A 15,242-nucleotide genomic window follows, 5' to 3' on the forward strand; every position below is an offset into this window, starting at 1 on the left:
CATATTGCAGGACATTTGCCCGGTTGCTGACCGGGCATGCAAAAAACAGGGATAGACCAAATGGGCTATCCCTGTTTTTTATTGCCTGCATTTTCTGCTGTATTAAAAATTTCCTGCACATTTCCCGATTATGTACTATCATAAGTTACATGAGACAAGACAGCAAACTTTCCTCCATCCTCCACGTGCTATTGCACATGGCGCATGGTCAACGGGCCATGACTTCTGAAGAACTGGCGCAATACCTGACCACCAATCCGGTGCTGGTCAGACGCGTGCTGGCGGGCTTGCGCAGCCGTGGTTATGTAAGTTCAGACAAGGGCCATGGCGGCGGCTGGGTGATTTCTTGCGATTTGCAAACGGTGACCTTGCGTGACATCTATGATGCCCTCGGCGCACCTACCGTCTTTGCCATGGGCAACCGCAATGACAATCCAGAGTGCCTGGTCGAGCAAGTCGTCAACGAAGCACTCGCAACTGCCTTTGATGAAGCAGAGGCCTTGCTCATCGCCCGTCTGGGTGACGTGACACTGGCTGACCTGGCGAAAGAATTCAGCCGCAAATTTAATGCACACAGCAAGAACAAGGGAAAAAGCCATGACCACCATGACAACCATCACTAAGGGCATGATGTTTGATGCCATCATCATCGGTGGCAGCTATGCAGGTCTCTCTGCCGCCATGCAATTGGCACGCGCCAGGCGGCAGGTGCTGGTCATCGATGGCGGCCAGCGCCGTAACCGCTTTGTTGAATACTCACACGGCTTTCTGGGGCAAGATGGCAAGAAAGCCAGCGCCATTGCCAGTGAAGGCAAGGCACAGTTGATGGCCTATAAAACCGTTACCTGGGTAGAAGGGCAGGCCACCTCGGCCAATCGTTTGGACGATGGTTTTGTCGTAACCGTTGAGGTGCAGGGCAATTACCAGGCACGCAGGCTGATACTCGCCACCGGCGTCACCGATGACTTGCCCGCAATAGTAGGTCTGGCAGAACGCTGGGGCCGCAGCATCTTCCACTGCCCATATTGTCACGGCTATGAAATTGATAATGGCCGCATTGGCGTACTGGCTACCAGCCCGCTGTCGTATCACCATGCGATGATGCTGCCAGACTGGGGTCAAGTCACGCTGTTCACCAATCTATGCTTTGAGCCAGATGCTGAGCAATTGGCGGCTTTGCAAAAACGTGGCGTCACAATAGAAGCTGCGCCTGTAAGCAAGATCAGCGGCCTTGCCACGGTAGAACTGCAAAACGGCCAGCAACATGATATGGATGGCCTGTTCACCATGGGCACGATCCGCATCAACAGTCCTTTCGCCACACAGTTGGCTTGTGAAATGACAGAAGGCCCCATGGGCACGGTTATCCGTACCAACGAGATCAAAGCCACCAGTGTACCCGGCGTATTTGCCTGCGGTGACGCCGCACGCATGGCAGGTAATGTGGCAATGGCCGTGGCTGACGGCGCAATGGCAGGAGTGGCAGCTCACCAGTCCATGATCTTTGAGGCCAAGGCTGCCTGATAGCTTGACGGTTTCACGGAGAGAGTGGAGGGACGGCGAAGTATATTCTGGTCATGTTCATGACATAAATCTGGAATAAATTTCTGTCTGCTGTTTTGACAGAAATTTCCTCCACCTGACCTGATCATTGATGCCATGAACCCATCTGAAAACCGTCGCCACCAACGCGTGCAATTCTTCTTAGTTCCTCTGGGCACCCACGAGATACGCCCGGTCTGGGTATTCAACTCCCCCGAGCATGCCGATGCCCTGCCAGCCCTGCTGGTCAACCTCAGCACAGGCGGCCTGCAGGTGCTGACCGAACTCGAATCCGAAATGCCATCCGGCCAGTACCAGCTCAGTTTTTTACCAGATGAAGCGCAACCCGACATGACACTGGGCGATTGCCACATACAATTGCTTTGGTCAGAGCGTGAAGCGGGAATGCATACCAGATCAGGCTTTGCCTTTACCGGACAGATACCAGCAGACTTGCAGAATTTACTCACGCATGAAGATGCCGCGAAGCTGTTTTTGCGGTGCGTGATTATGCCGGTGAGTGAGGTCGTGAACAGGGATCTGGAAACGGCCTGATTATGCCGGTGAGTGAGGTCGTGAACAGGGATCTGGAAACGGCCTGATTTCAGTAGCTATCCGTTGTGATGTCAGTCCGGTGGATAGCTGCAAAAAATCAAGCGGCTTCATCTTTCAAAACCTCTTCCCGCTTTTTCTTTGTCAAGCCCGACAAAGCCTTTTGATAAGAATACTCCAGCAATTCCCGCAAATAGTCTTCAGGAAATTGCTCGACAGCGACGATGGTCACCCAATGAAAGCGTCCCATATACCGTGCCGGTTTTACGCCCGGCATATCAGTCAGTTCAAGAAAGCGTGCAGGTGTTACCCGTATGCTGAAACGCCAGCGCTCAGGTTCGCTGGTCTTGAAGTAGGCAAAGGATTTTTCTCCTACGCTATAGGCCAGCACATTGCTGGGAGCTGCGTATAGTCTTTCGCGGGCACCAGCATAACTGGCACATAGTTTTTTGAGAATAGCTAGTTTCATTGCAGGCTTAAGGTCAATAGCAAAATGGAATACGTAAGTATTTCAGTGTATTGCAATTCCGGCAATCTTGCTTGAGCAGTAAGAGGCAAGCCAGGCTTGCCCCTCAGTACCAAGCACGAGGGCCTTAATTGCGTAGCCCACGATATTCCAGCACACTGAAAGCCAGTACCACCAGTGCCTGTACGCTGACAAAAACAAATCCCAATATACTGGGTTCAAACCAGACTTCCATCGTCAATATGCTGGCGATGACCCAGCCTAGATTGCCGAGTATGACGATCCATACCAGTGGTGCAGGCTGCTTTGTTTCGCCACCAGCACGACTGGTAAAACCCACCAGCGCAGCAACAGGGAACAGGCTGGCACCTGCCATGAACAAAAAATCCTTGGGCAAGCCCAGCAAGCCAGACAAAAGGCCAGACGCGGCAACCAGCAGCAAGCCCATGGCAAGACCGGTCAACGCATCCAGTGCGAGAATGGTGCGCAGGGACAGGGCAGGGGCATGCAATTTGACTGCGGCAGATGTATTAGAAGCTGTGGACATGATGTATCTCCAAAAACAGTTGAGGGGATTGCAGTTTCGCTCTACATTTGCAGCGAGTCGATTACCTGACAGGTAATGGCGCTTATGCAACAGGGCAGAGATAATGCATCAGGTATCCATATTTCTTAAGGGAAGCGCAATGGCTCATCTCACATTGGCGACAGCGGAACAGGCAGAGGCACCAGTCGGTACCCTGATACGTGAATGGCGCACGCAACGCAAAATAAGCCAGATGGAACTGGCGCTGGACATCGATATTTCGCCACGTCACCTGAGCTTTGTAGAAACTGGACGCTCCCGCCCCAGCGCAGAACTCTTGATGAGCATCGCCAGCCAGCTCGATGTGCCCCTGCGCGCCCGCAATACCTGGCTGCTGGCGGCAGGCTATGCGCCACGCTATAGCGAACAGGGCCTCGATACTGCCCGCATGGCGCAGGCCAAAGCCGCAGTGCAGCGCCTGCTCGATACCCATTACCCTTATCCCGGTGTCGCGCTGGACAGGCACTGGAATGTGGTCTTGCATAACAGTGCGGCTGCCAAACTCATGAGCCTGTTGCCGCCAGAATTGCTGACACCAGAAATCAATATCTTCAGAGCCAGTCTGCATCCGCAAGGATTTGCGGCTTTTACCAAAAACTTTGCAGAATGGGGCAGCTATCTTTTGCAAGTCCTGCAAAGGCTGATGCTGAGTGCCCGTGATGAGGCCATCATCGCGCTGGTAGAAGAAGTGCATGCCTATCCCAATGTAATCGCCCTCAAACAGCAAACACCCGTCACGCAAGCGACAGAACCCTCTTTGCTGATACCCTGCATCATGGAGTTGCATGGTCATGAACTTTCGCTCTTCACGACCCTGACCACCTTTGGCAGCCCGCGCGACATCACCCTGCATGAGTTGTGCGTGGAATTGTTTTATCCGGCAGATACACCAACCGAAGTCTTTTTGAAGGCTATGGCAGGGTGACCGTGGTGATTATGCACAATCGATAAATCTTGGTAAGATGCCTGTTCACTTTCCACCCAAGGACAAGCATCATGTACAAACTGCATAGCCTCTGCCAGTCAGGTAACTCTTTTAAGGTCGCTTTCCTGCTGCGCGCACTGAACCAGCCTTTCGAGAACGCTTTTGTCGATATGTTCACGGGCATGACGCGTGACAATGACTGGCGCGAACAAGCCAACCAGATGGGGGAAGTGCCTATTCTCGAAGATGGCGATCGCAGGTTGACACAATCAGGCGTTATCCTTACCTACCTCGCCAACAAGCATGGCGCTTTTGGTGGCAAGAATGAAGATGAAAAACTCGAAGTCTTGCGCTGGCTTTTATTTGATAACCACAAATTCACCAGCTATTTTGCCAGCTACCGCTTCAATAAATCCTTTGGCCCTGCGGCACCTGACCCTGCCGTGCAAGCCTGGTTGCTGGGTCGCATAGACAATGCCTTCACCATCGTCAACAAGCATCTGGCCAATCGTGAATACCTGGTCGGTGATGCACCGACGATTGCCGATTTTTCTCTCAGTGCCTACCTGTTTTATCCTGAAGAAGAGAGTGGTTACAAGCTGACAGACCGCTACCCGCACATCGTCGCCTGGCTCGACCGCCTGCGTGCCTTGCCGGGCTGGGCCCATCCTTATGAAGTCTTGCCAGGTGAGCGGATTACGCCTAAGTGGTGACTCAGTTTTGGTAAAGACTATATTGGAAACAGCATGAAATCAGCATGGAAGCAGCATGACAGTCAAAGTAAAGCACAGCATCAATATTGCAGAATTACGCAGTATCATTAACTCCATATTGTCGCATGTGGAAGATGATCTGCAGTTGAAAGAGGTTGAACTGACCGAAGACTACTACTGGGCCATGCCGGATGATTCTTTACACGCAATACTTGAAGACGCTAAGGAACCGAATATAGGCAGCCTGTGTGAAGATCTGGAATTCAGCAAACACATACTAAATGACAAGACACATGCATTTCCATTGATGCTGACTCATGTCGCACCTTTACTGCAATATCTGGCATTGAATATAAAAAAAGTTTAAGGCTGCCCTGTAATGTTAAACAAGACCTTCGCTTTCGTAGTTTTCTGCGTGACCAGTTTATTTTTGAATTTATTATTGGTGGGTGACGCCCATGCAGATTCTCCTTTGCAGCCACCGCATAAAATCACACGTACCAACCAGAATCAACAATATCAGATCATTTCTGATCCACTCCTTGGTACGCAAGTTCTGGATAAGAATAACAAGTTGCTCTGGAAAATGTCTGGCTGGTTTCGTGCGCCCTCTATCAGCAATGATGGCGAATATTGTGTGACTGAGTATGATGGCCTGAACCTGATTCCCCAGGATTATAGTCACGACATGGTTATGCTGACCTTCTGGAAGCATGGCAAGGTATTGCGCAAGGTGAGATTGAAGGAGATCATTCCCGACAAGCGCATCTTGAAAGAAACTGTTTCGCATTATTACTGGGGTTATGGGGCGGGCATAGATGAGCATGGAAAATTCATAGTCCAGACAGCTGACGAAAAGCGCCTGTTTTTTGATATACGCACAGGCAAGCTTGCCACACCCTGAACGGCTCGCGTGAAATGTGGCTGCGGCGGACGGGGTGGCGTTGTTGATGGCAGGGAAATCTGTTACTTGAATGCTTGCTAATTTGCATGCTAAATTAGCAGCATGTCCAGATAATCAAGCCAGCTTTTTCATGGAGACAATATGAACCCCAAAGTCGATGCCTACGTCAGCAAAGCCAAGACCTGGAAAGAAGAAATCGGGCAATTGCGCAGCATAGTCCTGGAATGCCCGTTGACTGAAGAATTCAAGTGGGGCAACCCCTGCTATACGCATGAGGATACAAATATCGTCCTCATTCACGTCTTCAAGGAATATGCCGCCCTGCTGTTTTTCAAGGGAGCACTGCTAAAAGACAGCAAGGGTTTGCTGGTACAGCAGACCGAGAATACCCAGGCGGCGAGGCAACTCCGTTTCACCAGCGTTGAAGAAATCAGCAAGAAAAAAACTGCGATCAAAGCTTATATCAAGGATGCGATTGCGGTAGAAAAAGCCGGTTTGAAGGTGGAATTCAAAAAGACGACGGAATTCAATTTGCCTGATGAATTCCAGATCAAGCTTGACAGCATGCCCGCTTTGAAAAAAGCGTTTGAAGCCCTGACCCCTGGGCGACAAAGAGCATACCTGCTGCATTTCTCTGCCGCCAAGCAATCCAAGACCCGCGAATCAAGAGTGGAAAAAGCGATTCCGCAGATCCTGGATGGCAAGGGGCTGGATGATGAATGAACCCTTTTCAGCTGTCAGCGCACGCTCAACTGAGCAGATCGCTGGCAGCCAAATTGCCTGTGATGGCTGCAGGTTTCAGGGCAAAGATGGCACTGCCTTCGGGCAAGGGCAGGTCACCTTCATACAGGGCGGCAAAAATGCTGCGTTCAAAGTGCAATGCATCTGCTGGTAAATGCTGACCAGAATCACGTCGCAAGCGCGCCAGAAATGCCGCATTGGTTTCATTCTCTGCACGCATAAAACGCTGCAAGTCCTTGCCGCGCAACAGCACTTCCTGGCCACGCGCGGCAGCATGCAGAAGACATAGTTCATACATCGATGGACGCGTGCCGCTGGCAAAGTAGGCGATCAATTCGGGGCAAATGGTGGTGATGGCATTGTTTGAGCTGGCGACATTATTCATGGCGAACATGCCTGTGGAATACATGTCCAGCCAGTGCAGGCGTGCATCCTGCAGGTCGATGACCATGGGCAGGAAGATACCGTTGCCACCTTGCAGATTGAACCTGAGCTCGACAGTACGCGGGTCAAAATGATGTCCTTGAACATCGTCCCTGAACATGATGCCAGCATAGGCACGTTCCAGGTCTTCAAAGGCCATACCTGAATAATTATTCAGGACCACCACTGCATAGCGTATACCTTGCAGTTGGGCTGCTTCAAGATCAATATCGACAAATTCACTGGCGCCATCAGGGAAGGGGGCACTGGTGATATCGCCAGAACTGCTGGCGATATGCTGACCATTTTTGCTATGCAACTGCAATTGGTAATAGGAGCAAACTCCCTGATACTGCCAGTCGGTGTCATAAAAGCCGACTGACAAATCCAGGTCAGTACGGCTGGCATTGTTCTCAGGCTGACACCAGTGTAAAAACAGGCGTGCTGTTTTTTCTGGTGTGACAGCAATGCTGGAGCCGCGCGGCAGGCTGATCGCCGATTTGCTCGCAGTTCTCTCATTGAACGGCACGATAATGTCTTGTAATGCACGGTCTATGATGAATTGATCATAGAGGGGTTTTGCAGCAAAGCGCTGCATGAGTTGTTCTTCCAACGCGGCGACTATTTCTACTATGGTATTTGCGTCCAGGTTTGCTCTGGTCTCAGGTGCAAACACAGCTTTGGCAACCTGGCCCTTGGGCCAATATATCCTGGTTTTGACAGCCTGCGTCCTGACTGGCAGGTGAGCCAGTAAAGTGAGTAGCACTGGTGTGGCAAATTGCGGCAGTGCCTTCTGAAAAGCAGACTTGACCTGGGCAAGTGCTGTTTCATCGGTACCCGCAGTTCGCAATAATAAATCCAGGCGACGTGCCAGTTCCCCCGGCCTTTGCGCCAACAAGCCAGCCATGGCACCCGCATCGCCCAGGCGCAGGCTGGCTTCAAGCTTGCCATAATAAGTCTGGAAGGCAGGCGCTGGCGTGCCATCAGCAGATTTTTTGCGGATGATGGTAAACGCGGCTGCTACCTGAGGGTAACGGTTTTTGTATTCATGAGGATGCAGGAATTCGCCCATCCACACCCAATACGACCTGTGCCTGAGCATGTCTTCAGTCAGCAAATCAGGACGCAGGCTTTCCATGAAGCCTAGAAGCGACTTACGTAGTGGGCGGCTCAGTTTGGCAACTTTAAAGCGTTTGACCAGTCTGGTGACTTGCGTATGGGTGTGGCGTTTGGCCCAGGCGAGCCAGTGGCTGGATTCAAACCATGGCCGGTATTTTTTGACGCCACGCATTTCTGCAATGGCGAGTTGCCGGTAAACAGTCTGGCCCTGCAAGGCGGGGTCAGCGCCCGAATAGGCTGCGATCAGGCGCAGCACATCAGTGGCAGTGCCGATATACGATTTTGCCGCATCCATGACCAGGGCCGGCTCACATTGCTTCAACAAGTTGCCAAACAAAAGGGCAATGTTTTCACGCACGGGGATAACTTGCGGCAACCATGGTATGACTGCCATCCCATACTCTTGCACGATGGCGATGAAGTCGTCCTTGTCCACGGGTGACATGGCTTGCTTGCGTTCGCACAGGTTGTGCAAGAGTTCTTTTGCTACGGCATCTACATCCTGGCCCAGATCCAGCAACTTGAAAATAATGTTTTCTTTTGGTTGTTGGCGTACTTGGGCTGGCTTGAAGAATGCTGATGACTCTGTTTGCTGGCCGCAGACCGGGCAAGCAGAATAATTGCTGCCGTCATAGCAATGACTGCAGACCACATGCTCACATGGCGCCAATACATGTGTGCTGCCAGTTCGTGAACAGAACAGACAGGGTTGATCAGCTAGTTGCAGGAAGTGACTGAGCACACGCTGACGCCACAGTGCATGCGTATCTGCGGGCACATCTTCAGGGAAACGACGAAATTGCGGCATCAACTGCTGGTTGCCGCCGACCTTGCCCAGTAAAACTTTCCATACATGTTTTTGGGTTTGCGTCAGCGCATTTGCACTCTGACCTTGCAAGGCCAGACGCAGACGGGTGGAGATGGCATAACCCAGTTTCGCCAGATTGATTTCAAAAGCTTGCAGATGGGACTCTGGCAGCAGGCCGGCGCCTGTGCCTGCTTCTACAAAAACCAGATGTTTTCTTCTGAGCAGTAAAGCCTGTGTCGCAGAAAATGGCAAAGTCATGCACGCTTCCAACAAAAAACGGAAGAGGGCCCGAGCCAACTTCCGCTGATGATCAAAGTATCCCTGATATAAAATCAGGTGAAGAAATAAGTTGCGAAGGAAATCGACCGGGCTGTTTCAGGTTGTAGAAGGAAGCCCAGTCTGAGCCTTCGCAATACAGATGCTAGCGCAAATACTGTCAGAAGATCAAGGATTTTGGAAAAGTATAAGTGTGAAAGCGATGCGCTAAAACCCCGGCTCTTCATACCGCATTTCACGCGATACGATGAGGCCGATGTCATCACTCAGTAAGTCTGTTGCCAGGGTAAGGGTGTTTGCTGGGGTGCTGTTCTTCATGGTAATTCGGCGCACGGGTTTGCATGGTGAGGTCGTTGCCCAGCACCGTGGTCGTTATCAGTGCTGCCTTGTCGCTACCCCAGCAAGCGAGGGCAGAATTGCGGTTGCCGTGCAGGTCTATGATGATGCGCCTCGCCTGTTCTTCTGACAGTTGCCCTTCGGGTGGCGCTGGCCTGGTCTTGGGCGGCAGGACGATGGCATCACCCGGTGCCACCCACAAGTCTGCGAGCGAGATTTCTTGCACATAGGGGCGCCACCGTGCCACGCTGATGACCAGCGGCAAGTCATCCTGCGAAAAGAAAATGTGAGGAAAGTCGTGGAACTCGAGGTCGGTGGGATTATGGGTCAGCAACTCGCGCCGTCGGCGGCCACCTATGTAGGGCGACTGATGACCGGCCCATTTGCCATACGTGTATTGGGCCATGATCATGCCCTCATATTCAAAGCGCAGGCATTCACCGCTTTTGAGTAGCGTCATGCCAAAGGCCTGCACGCTTTCTCTGGTGGCGGTGATGGCTTCGTAATGGACTTCTGCCACCTTGAAATTGAACTCTGTAATCTGGTAAGGGTGACCATCATTCGGTATGGTCTTGGGCTGGTGGCTGATGCCCTTGTATTTTGTGCCCAGCTCAAGATCGGGATTAGCTTTGGCGATGCTGATCTCGGTGCCAAAAGCCTGGCGCAATTGCCTGCAATGACCGCGCTCGTTATACAGATAGGGATATACGCCGGGCAGCAAGTCTATGTAGGGGCCATCTTCTATGAAGATAGGGGCATCAAAGTTTTCATTACTCAAGGTAGCACTCCCGGTCGCATGGATGATGGCCGCTGGCAGGCTTTGCTGCCAGCGGCATTGCAGATCCATGCTAACTGGTAATCGCTGTTTTGTGCTATTTTTTTGATAAGTCCTGCCTGCCCAATGCACGGCATAAACCTGCCTAGCGCACAGCGTAAACCTGCCCGGTTTGCGCGCCTTCCACGCTCCTCGCATAAGCCAGACCCACGCGTTTTGCGGATACTGCTTCAAAGCCAGGGAAGAAACTGCCCAGTGCCGCGACCGAGGCTTCCAGCAAGCCGGGGCTGACAACATTGATGCGCAAGCCGCGTGGTAATTCTATCGCTGCGCCACGCACAAAACCTTCGATAGCACCATTGACCATGGCGGCGCTCGCGCCAGCACGTATTTGTATGTCGCCGACGAAGCCGCTAGTCAGCGTGATAGAACCGCCATCGTGCAGATAGTCCTGGGCAATGCGCGCAACATTCACCTGGCCCATGAGCTTATTGTTGAGGCCTATATGGTAATGCTGCTCTTCGATTTCACCCAGAGGGGCAAAATGCACATGGCCTGCCGCAACCACTACGCCATCGACCTTGCCAGTGCGGGCAAACAGTGCCTGTATCTGTTCGCTATTGCTGATGTCCAGCTGTATCTCACCGCTGCTCTTGCCGACGCGGATAAGTTCATGACGGGCACCGAGTTCATTGCTGATGGCGCTGCCTACTGTGCCGTTGGCACCGATGATGATGAGTTTCATGATTTGTTCCTCTCGTTGGTGATTGCATTCGTTTTGAATAATCCTGAAGCTTTGAAGCTCAGGATTAAGTATCTTCCAATTTTTAATGTAGATAAATGTCACAGAAACGCATATATTACTAACCATTGGTTAGTAATTGAGGTGAGTAATGGATAAGTTGCGCAGCATGGAAGTATTCGTTGCCGTTGTCGATGCAGGCAGTTTTACGGCTGCGGCTGTTCAGTGCGAAATCTCACCTGTCATGGTCGGCAAGCACATACAGTTTTTGGAAGAACTGCTCGCTGCACGCCTGCTGACACGCACTACGCGCCGCCAGAGCCTGACCGAGCTGGGTTTGCAATACGCTGAGCAATGCCGGGCCATACTGGCGCAGATCAGCGAGGCAGAGTCGGGTGCCGCCAGGATGCGCGGCGGTGCCCGTGGCGTGTTGAAGATCACTTCACCCGTGACCTTTGGCAGTGAGTTGCTGGCCCCGGCCATGGTTGATTACCTCGCACAGTATCCAGAGATGCGCGCCGACCTGCACATGAATGACAGACTGGTGGATGTGGTCGAAGATGGCTATGATGCCGCCATACGCATAGGCAGGCTGGAAGACTCCACCCTGATTGCCCGTCCGCTGCGGCCTTACCGCATGATGATCTGCGCCGCGCCTGCCTACCTGCAACGCAAGGGCACGCCTTTGACTCCTGCCGATCTGGTCACGCATGAATGCCTGGATTTTTTACATTGGAACAAGCATGTGCGCTGGCGCCTGAGCGAAGAGGTCACCGACATCCCCGTCAGCCGCCTGCGCTCGAATAATGGCCAGGCCTTGAAGAGTGCTGCCGTGGCTGGCTTTGGCATTGTCATGCAATCGGAGCTGCTGCTCGCCAGTGAGGTTGCCGCAGGCAGACTGGTGCCCCTGATGGAAGATTACCTGCCTGCATCACGCCCCATGCATCTGCTGTATCCACGTGACAGGCAGCCTACGCCAAAGCTTTCTACGTTTATAGAATTTATGGTGGGCAGGTTTGGTTTGCCAGCAAAGACACATGCGGCCTCATCATAAAGCTGCCTTCTCTTTTGCAAGCTGATTTTTTTGTCGCAGCGCAATCAGCATACTGACCAATAATCCTGCGATAAATCCAAACAGATGCCCGGCCTTGATAGCTGCTATCGCATGCACATCCAGCGCTATCTGTATGCGACTACCAGGCCAGCAAACCAGGTCACTTTGCTGCGTGGCTGCAAGACCAGCATGCCGGCACACAAGGCCATCAGTGCCTGTGAGGCACCGTCGGTGACGAGTGCAGGGTAGTACCAGACACTGGCGATCTGTCCGGTTGTTCCGCCAATGAAATAAATCGCCAGCAGGACCAGCCAGCCCCTTGCCTTTTCCAGGCTGCTGGCAATGATGAGTATGGACAAGGCATTGAACAGCATGTGCAGGAAATGCACATGCAGGAATTGCGAGACCAGCAGACGCCACCATTCATGGCTTTCCCACAGTGCACCTGTTGCTGCCCCTAGTTCTGGCAGGCACAGGGATTTATTGGATGCAACAAGAGAATGGCCGAAATACAGCGCAGAGCAAGTCCAGCCCGCCAATATCAGGACAAAGAGAAGAATTGCCGCTGGCGATACAGGTAAAAGTTTTTTCAGGTTCATCTTGCTGATTTTGCATGTTTATGCGAGACAAGAATTTATCACAAATGCAGTTTGCCTGACCCAAAGCATCGATATTTTGTGCATTGCATCAAAGAAAGTATTTGCTTATTACATTTTCTTATTTAATTATATGCGCAAATAGTATAATTTGAGCTTGATCAAAAACAGATCGTGAAAACTGTGCTTGGAGCATAAACTACTCGGCTAATGATGGTGGTAGCTTAAAGGTGCAGTTTGAACCAGTATCTCATTGGAAAGTTTCAGTCTCATGTCTATCCAGATAAAAAAGTCCGGCCTTTTACGCAAAGCACCCGAGAATTTTTTGGATGCTCCTTTGCGCCAGGCCATTACTGAGCAAGGCCTGAATGATGAGCGGCGAGGCTTCTTGCGCAAGAGCTTTGCTGCGGCCACTGCGGCATTGGCGTCAGGCGCTGTGCTTGCCAAACCCTCCGCACCGGTGGAAGGTGATGGCGACCCGCTGATATTGAATCTGCAAGATCATGCCAAAAGCCTGGGCAACCCGGTTGTCATGCAAGGTTATGGCCAGCCATCCAAGTTTGAAAGTAACCTGCAACGCCGCCAGTCACCAGGTCTCACACGGGTGCCTCAGGCATCGGTGTCGTTCGCACCCCTGCAGGGCTTCTTTGGCATCATTACACCGAATGGCCTGCATTTTGAACGTCACCATCAGGGCTGGATAGATATAGACCCGGCACAGCATCGCTTCATGATCAACGGCCTGGTGCGCGAAGCCAAGGTGTATACCATGGACGACCTCATGCGCCTGCCATCGGTCTCGCGCATGCATTTCATCGAATGCGGCGCGAATAGCGCAACTGAATGGGGCAATGTCGCCGTACCTACCGTGCAATACACCCATGGCATGCTGAGTTGCTGTGAATACACAGGCGTGCCCTTGTCCGTCCTGCTTGATGATTGCGGCATAGACCGCAAGAAAGCCAAATTTGTGCTGGCCGAAGGTGGTGATGGCTCTGCCATGACGCGCACCATCGACATCGCCCGCGCCATGGATGACGTCATCGTTGCCTATGCCATGAATGGCGAAATGCTGCGGCCAGAAAACGGTTACCCGCTGCGTCTGGTCGTACCTGGCGTGCAGGGCGTGTCCTGGGTCAAGTGGTTGCGCCGTATCGAAGTCGGTGACCAGCCATGGGCCACCAAGGACGAAGCCGTTCACTATATAGACCTGCAACCCAGCGGCCTGCACAGGCAATACACCTCGGTGCAAGAATGCAAGTCCGTCATCACCACACCTTCTGGCGGGCAGATGTTGCTGGAAAAAGGTTTTCACAATGTCACTGGCCTTGCCTGGTCTGGCCGTGGCAAGGTCAAGCGCGTGGATGTGTCTGCCGACGGTGGCCGCAGCTGGCGCACCGCCAGGCTTGAAGGGCCAGTACTCGGCAAATGCCTGACCCGCTTCAACATAGACTGGAGCTGGGATGGCGGACCAGCGATTTTGCAATCACGGGCGATCGATGAAACCGGCTATGTGCAACCCAAAATCAACCAGTTGCGCGAAGTGCGCGGCACCAAATCGATTTATCATAATAATGCTATCCAGTCCTGGAAAATCAATGAAGATGGTGAGGTCAGCAATGTACAAGTGGCCTGAGTTACGCAAGTCTTTATCTGTTCTTGTGCTGGCTGGTTTCAGTCTTGCCGCCAGTGCTGCAGACTATAGCAATATAGGCCGCGCTGCGACCCCCAAGGAAGTTGCAGCTTGGGACATCGATGTGCGTCCCGACTTCAGGGGGTTGCCAAAAGGGCGCGGCAGTGTCGATCAGGGTCAGCAGGTGTGGGATGGCAAATGCGCCTCCTGCCACGGCACCTTTGGTGAGTCGAACCAGGTTTTCACTCCCATCGTCGGTGGCACGACAAAAGACGATGTCAAGAATGGCCGCGTCGCTGCGCTGACGGGCAATAGCCAGCCGCAACGCACCACCCTGATGAAGGTAGCGACGGTTTCCACGCTGTGGGATTACATCAACCGTGCCATGCCCTGGAATGCACCCAAGACTCTGACCACCGATGAAGTGTATGCAGTCACCGCTTATATCCTAAATCTTGGCGGGGTGGTTGCCGACGACTTTACCATGTCGGACGAGAACATCGCCGAAGTGCAAAAGCGCATGCCCAACCGCAATGGCATGATAGAGAAACATGGCCTGTGGCAAACCAGTGGCAAGCCAGATGTGAAGAACACTGCCTGCATGAAAGACTGCCTGAAAGAAGTCAAGATCACTTCTGAACTGCCAGCCTTTGCCCGCAGTGCGAACGGCAACCCGGTAGAGCAGAACCGCACTGTCGGTGCCGTGCGCGGCGTCGATCTGAACAAGGCTACCGTTGTCAAAGTCAGTGCTCCAGCCGCAGATGAAGGTTTGAAACTGGCCAAACAATATGCCTGCACGGCCTGCCATGGCGTCAAGGACAAAGTAGTCGGCCCCGGCTTTGCCCAGATCGCGGCAAAATACAAGGGTGACGCCAATGCAGACACGAACTTGATCAAAAAAATCAAGGCGGGCGGCAGTGGTGCCTGGGGTGATATCCCCATGCCACCACAGGGCCATATCAAGGATGCAGACATCAAGACCATGCTGGACTGGGTCATGCGTCAGTAAGATTTAGCAGACAGCCGGGATTTTTTCAGGAATGTCATATAG

Annotated in this window: 17 protein-coding genes; 11 read left to right on the top strand and 6 right to left on the bottom strand. The window is 52.5% G+C overall.

Going from position 1 to position 15,242, the window contains the following annotated elements:
* Positions 1-149 precede the first annotated feature (149 nt).
* The 3 genes from ACO0LL_RS14005 to ACO0LL_RS14015 all read left to right on the top strand — a co-directional run bounded on the left by ACO0LL_RS14005 (position 150) and on the right by ACO0LL_RS14015 (position 2,097).
* Positions 150-623, top strand: coding sequence for an Rrf2 family transcriptional regulator (locus ACO0LL_RS14005; RefSeq protein ID WP_422951468.1), 474 nt, complete (start codon positions 150-152; stop codon positions 621-623).
* The gene (locus ACO0LL_RS14010; RefSeq protein ID WP_422951613.1) at positions 607-1,524 is read left to right on the top strand and encodes an NAD(P)/FAD-dependent oxidoreductase; all 918 of its coding nucleotides are present in this window, start codon (positions 607-609) and stop codon (positions 1,522-1,524) included. The genes ACO0LL_RS14005 and ACO0LL_RS14010 overlap by 17 nt, the downstream gene beginning before the upstream one ends.
* 135 nt (positions 1,525-1,659) lie before the next feature.
* Positions 1,660-2,097 carry a hypothetical protein gene (locus ACO0LL_RS14015; protein ID WP_422951469.1) on the top strand — a complete coding sequence of 146 codons (438 nt, stop codon included), beginning with the start codon at positions 1,660-1,662 and terminating at the stop codon, positions 2,095-2,097.
* A gap of 97 nt (positions 2,098-2,194) precedes the next feature.
* On the opposite strand, the gene ACO0LL_RS14020 is transcribed toward ACO0LL_RS14015, so the two are convergent.
* Both ACO0LL_RS14020 and ACO0LL_RS14025 read right to left on the bottom strand, forming a co-directional pair.
* A complete protein-coding gene (locus ACO0LL_RS14020; protein ID WP_422951470.1) occupies positions 2,195-2,563 on the bottom strand; it encodes an MmcQ/YjbR family DNA-binding protein in 369 nt (122 codons plus the stop codon).
* Between the two features lie 124 nt (positions 2,564-2,687).
* Positions 2,688-3,107 (bottom strand): hypothetical protein, encoded by a 420-nt coding sequence (locus ACO0LL_RS14025; RefSeq protein WP_422951471.1) that lies wholly within the window; start codon positions 3,105-3,107, stop codon positions 2,688-2,690.
* Positions 3,108-3,246: 139 nt separating this feature from the next.
* Between ACO0LL_RS14025 and ACO0LL_RS14030 the strand changes: the two genes are divergently transcribed.
* The 5 genes from ACO0LL_RS14030 to ACO0LL_RS14050 all read left to right on the top strand — a co-directional run bounded on the left by ACO0LL_RS14030 (position 3,247) and on the right by ACO0LL_RS14050 (position 6,411).
* On the top strand, positions 3,247-4,071 hold the full coding sequence (locus ACO0LL_RS14030; protein WP_422951472.1) for a helix-turn-helix domain-containing protein: 825 nt from the start codon (positions 3,247-3,249) through the stop codon (positions 4,069-4,071).
* A 71-nt stretch (positions 4,072-4,142) separates the two neighbouring features.
* The gene (locus ACO0LL_RS14035; protein ID WP_422951473.1) at positions 4,143-4,784 is read left to right on the top strand and encodes a glutathione S-transferase family protein; all 642 of its coding nucleotides are present in this window, start codon (positions 4,143-4,145) and stop codon (positions 4,782-4,784) included.
* A gap of 55 nt (positions 4,785-4,839) precedes the next feature.
* Positions 4,840-5,151: a hypothetical protein gene (locus ACO0LL_RS14040; protein ID WP_422951474.1), complete on the top strand. Its 312-nt coding sequence runs from the start codon at positions 4,840-4,842 to the stop codon at positions 5,149-5,151.
* 12 nt (positions 5,152-5,163) lie between these two features.
* Positions 5,164-5,688 (top strand): hypothetical protein, encoded by a 525-nt coding sequence (locus tag ACO0LL_RS14045; protein ID WP_422951475.1) that lies wholly within the window; start codon positions 5,164-5,166, stop codon positions 5,686-5,688.
* 141 nt (positions 5,689-5,829) lie between these two features.
* Positions 5,830-6,411, top strand: a complete 582-nt coding sequence (locus tag ACO0LL_RS14050) for a YdeI/OmpD-associated family protein (protein ID WP_422951476.1) — start codon at positions 5,830-5,832, stop codon at positions 6,409-6,411.
* A 25-nt stretch (positions 6,412-6,436) separates the two neighbouring features.
* On the opposite strand, the gene ACO0LL_RS14055 is transcribed toward ACO0LL_RS14050, so the two are convergent.
* The 3 genes from ACO0LL_RS14055 to ACO0LL_RS14065 form a co-directional block, all read right to left on the bottom strand.
* The gene (locus tag ACO0LL_RS14055; protein ID WP_422951477.1) at positions 6,437-9,037 is read right to left on the bottom strand and encodes an MXAN_6230/SCO0854 family RING domain-containing protein; all 2,601 of its coding nucleotides are present in this window, start codon (positions 9,035-9,037) and stop codon (positions 6,437-6,439) included.
* A gap of 280 nt (positions 9,038-9,317) precedes the next feature.
* The gene (locus ACO0LL_RS14060) at positions 9,318-10,238 is read right to left on the bottom strand and encodes a hypothetical protein (protein ID WP_422951478.1); all 921 of its coding nucleotides are present in this window, start codon (positions 10,236-10,238) and stop codon (positions 9,318-9,320) included.
* Positions 10,239-10,311: 73 nt separating this feature from the next.
* On the bottom strand, positions 10,312-10,911 hold the full coding sequence (locus ACO0LL_RS14065; RefSeq protein WP_422951479.1) for a short chain dehydrogenase: 600 nt from the start codon (positions 10,909-10,911) through the stop codon (positions 10,312-10,314).
* A gap of 148 nt (positions 10,912-11,059) precedes the next feature.
* On the opposite strand from ACO0LL_RS14065, the gene ACO0LL_RS14070 reads away from it, so the two are divergent.
* Positions 11,060-11,962, top strand: coding sequence for a LysR family transcriptional regulator (locus ACO0LL_RS14070; protein ID WP_422951480.1), 903 nt, complete (start codon positions 11,060-11,062; stop codon positions 11,960-11,962).
* 125 nt (positions 11,963-12,087) lie between these two features.
* On the opposite strand, the gene ACO0LL_RS14075 is transcribed toward ACO0LL_RS14070, so the two are convergent.
* Complete coding sequence (locus tag ACO0LL_RS14075) at positions 12,088-12,561, bottom strand: rhomboid family intramembrane serine protease (RefSeq protein ID WP_422951481.1); 474 nt, start codon at positions 12,559-12,561, stop codon at positions 12,088-12,090.
* Between the two features lie 268 nt (positions 12,562-12,829).
* Here ACO0LL_RS14075 and soxC point away from each other — a divergent pair, with 268 nt between their 5' ends.
* Positions 12,830-14,194: a sulfite dehydrogenase gene (gene soxC / locus ACO0LL_RS14080; RefSeq protein WP_422951482.1), complete on the top strand. Its 1,365-nt coding sequence runs from the start codon at positions 12,830-12,832 to the stop codon at positions 14,192-14,194.
* A complete protein-coding gene (locus ACO0LL_RS14085) occupies positions 14,178-15,200 on the top strand; it encodes a c-type cytochrome (RefSeq protein ID WP_422951483.1) in 1,023 nt (340 codons plus the stop codon). Before soxC ends, ACO0LL_RS14085 begins: the two co-directional genes overlap by 17 nt.
* Positions 15,201-15,242: the final 42 nt, after the last annotated feature.

Origin of the sequence: Undibacterium sp. TC4M20W (assembly GCF_049340245.1) — a bacterium.
Taxonomy (GTDB): domain Bacteria; phylum Pseudomonadota; class Gammaproteobacteria; order Burkholderiales; family Burkholderiaceae_D; genus Undibacterium.